Genomic DNA, 2,378 nt, shown 5'->3' with positions numbered 1-2,378 from the left:
GCCTGAGTAAGGATTATGAACGCTTACCCGAATCATCTGAGGCCATGATTTATATTGCCATGACTCGCTTGATGCTCAGGAGACTGGCATGATTTGATACACCCCTCTACCTTTTAAAACATCCTCTTAGAACGGTGCTGGACCAGAGACTATGTAATCGAAAAAAATCGTCAGCAATTGGAGCGTTACTGGCGAAGTAGCTCCACTCAAAGCAGTCTGTCTGATTAGGTAACCATGATTGACTGCCTCACAAGTTCCTCATATCTACTACCTAAGTTCAAGATAGAGCTGACTTTAACTGCGGTGAAAGTCAAACCCTCTCGGTCTTATAACGATGAGGTCTGTCCATGCATTTGCCAAGTTTACGGCTGAATCTCGACCAGCTAGTTGCCCGGTTCAAGCCCCATCCCACTGCCTCTAACGTATCGAAAAGTAAACATAAAAACAGACTGCGTGTCCTGGTGCCCTTAGGTCTCTTGATGGTGGGTGCGGGTTTCTCCGCGACCTACTTTTTGTCGCGATCCTCAACAGACACTCTTCAGTTGAGTGGTCGCATTGAAGGCTACGAAACAGATGTAGGCGCAAAAGTATCAGGACGGGTAGAGTTTGTGGCCGTTAGAGAAGGTGACCCAGTCGATGATGGTCAAGTGATTGTCCGGCTTGATGATGATGAAGTGCAGGCCCAACTAGACGAGGCTAAAGCACAGCTGGCATCAGCTCAACAGCAGGAACGACAGGCGTGGTTACAGATTGAGGTGCTGCAAAGTCAAATTCGGCGAGCCCAGGTGAGTCTCGAACAGTCTCAGGGAGATGCAGTCGGTCAGGTCAGCCAGGCTGAGGCTAATCTAGCGACAGAGCAGGCTCAACTGGCAGAAGCAGAAGCGCAGCTAATCGCTGCTAAATCAGACTTGGAGCTGACCAGGGTAGAACGCGATCGCTACATCAAACTCGCCCGAGCGGGTGCCGCTACCCAAGAACGAGCCGATCAAGCCCAAACCACATTTGAAACAACCGCAGCCAGACTGGATGTGCATGAAGCTGCTGTTGTAGCCGCTCAAAGACAGGTTAATGCAGCAGAGGGTAATTTGATCCAGGCCCAAACCACCCGTCTCAATCCAGATATCCGCATGGCTGAGCTGGACGTTTTGCAAAAACAATTGATTCAGACACAATCTCAGGCCGAGGCAGCACAGGATAACGTTGCCAGGGCTGAGGCGGCACAACGAGAAATTGTAGCTCGCATGGGCTATCTGACGATTGCTAGTCCCTTAAACGGTGTAGTTACTGCTCGCAGTGCTGAACCAGGAGAAGTGGTCACGACCGGTAGTACGCTGCTTTCGCTGATTGACCTTGATACTGTTTATCTTCGAGGCTTTATCCCCGAAGGTGAGATTGGTAAAGTGCGAGTAGGGCAAACGGCCAGTATCTTTCTGGATTCGGCTCCTGATCAACCCCTGAGCGCTCGGGTCATTTCCATTGACACCCAGGCCTCCTTTACTCCCGAAAATATTTACTTCCGAGAAGACCGAGTGCAACAGGTGTTTGGTGTAAGGCTGAGTATTGATAATCCCGAAGGATTTGCCAAACCTGGGATGCCTGCCGATGGCGAAATTCACTTCGAATGATGCCGATTTGATCTTAGTCTTGGGTGGACAAATCAAACCATGTATTCAACAACTCATCAGATTGATCAGCCAGAAGCAGCACTCGCAATCCCTGCTATCCAGTTAGATACGTTGTATAAGTATTATGACAAAGTGGCTGCTGTAAAAGATGTAACGTTTACGGTGCAGCGAGGCGAAATCTTTGGGCTGATTGGACCCGATGGCGCTGGCAAGACCACGCTGTTTCAAATCTTGGCGGGCGTTATGGAGGCAACATCGGGAAGCGTTACTATTCTGGGGCGTGCGCCTCGGGATGCTCGATTGCAAACGGGCTATCTCACCCAGCACTTTTCACTCTATCTGGATCTCAGCCTGGATGAGAATCTACGGTATGCGGCAGGTCTCCACGAGGTGCCGACCCAGCACTTTGAGGAGCGGCGCAATCAATATCTGCGGTTAATGAATCTGGATCTGTTCTCAGATCGTTTAGCAGGGCAGCTGTCTGGTGGTATGAAGCAGAAGTTGGCTCTTTGCTGTGCCCTGATCGCTCAGCCTCAGATATTACTTCTAGATGAGCCGACAACGGGTGTGGATCCTGTTTCCAGACGTGAGTTTTGGGATGTGCTGGCCACTCTCTCCCACCAGGGAGTCACCATTGTGGTGGCTACGCCCTACATGGATGAGGCTGAGCGCTGCCATCGTGTTGCCCTCATGTATGACGGGCAGATCCAGCAGATGGGAACGCCAACACAGCTGCGAGATAGCCTGGTATTG

General features: G+C 50.8%; 2 protein-coding genes and 1 pseudogene. All 3 read left to right on the top strand.

Annotation, left to right across the window (positions count from 1 at the left end; all coding sequences use genetic code 11):
• A pseudogene (locus IQ260_RS29925) lies at positions 1 to 92 on the top strand (IS5/IS1182 family transposase); the annotation flags it as partial.
• 255 nt (positions 93 to 347) lie between these two features.
• The gene (locus IQ260_RS29920) at positions 348 to 1,625 is read left to right on the top strand and encodes an HlyD family secretion protein (RefSeq protein WP_193996695.1); all 1,278 of its coding nucleotides are present in this window, start codon (positions 348 to 350) and stop codon (positions 1,623 to 1,625) included.
• A 39-nt stretch (positions 1,626 to 1,664) separates the two neighbouring features.
• On the top strand, positions 1,665 to 2,378 hold a 714-nt coding region (locus IQ260_RS29915; RefSeq protein ID WP_193996694.1), incomplete at its 3' end, for an ABC transporter ATP-binding protein.

The organism is Leptolyngbya cf. ectocarpi LEGE 11479 (genome assembly GCF_015207065.1).
GTDB lineage: Bacteria > Cyanobacteriota > Cyanobacteriia > Phormidesmidales > Phormidesmidaceae > Leptothoe > Leptothoe ectocarpi.
Note: the sequence above shows the minus strand (reverse complement) of the source record. Positions and strands in the feature narration are given on the sequence as shown.

Coding starts and splice junctions, on each gene's coding strand:
- IQ260_RS29920 (WP_193996695.1), top strand. CDS start 348: ATGCATTTGCCAAGTTTACGGCTGAATCTCGACCAGCTAGTTGCCCGG.